This is a genomic window from Psychrobacter sp. DAB_AL32B (assembly GCF_002224105.1).
Taxonomy (GTDB): domain Bacteria; phylum Pseudomonadota; class Gammaproteobacteria; order Pseudomonadales; family Moraxellaceae; genus Psychrobacter.
In genome coordinates this window covers 1-306 of sequence record NZ_NEXU01000180.1, presented here as the reverse complement: position 1 = coordinate 306, position 306 = coordinate 1, and the positions used below count along the sequence as shown (strand labels likewise).

The 306-nt window shown below is 29.7% G+C and carries 1 protein-coding gene; it reads left to right on the top strand.

The window, feature by feature from the left end; translation table 11 throughout:
- Window positions 1–118: 118 nt before the first annotated feature.
- Window positions 119–306: hypothetical protein (locus tag CAN34_RS13890; RefSeq protein WP_217320641.1), on the top strand; the 188-nt coding region annotated here is incomplete at its 3' end.

Sequence of the window (306 nt, the reverse complement as noted above, 5' to 3'; positions counted from 1 at the left end):
AATAATAAATGTCAAGTCATAATAAACAAGAAAAAAAAGAGGACTATAAATCAATTCAAAAAATGCTACAAATAAAAATACAGACAATAAATCAGTAGAAACCCCTAAGAACAATACTGTGACATCTGTAGAAGTTCTAAAAGACGACAAGTCTAATAAAGACGACAAGTCTAACAAAGACGACAAATCTAACAAAGACGACAAATCTAACAAAGACGACAAATCTAACAAAGACGACAAATCTAACAAAGACGACAAATCTAACAAAGACGACAAATCTAACAAACAAGAAAAAACTACAAAGAC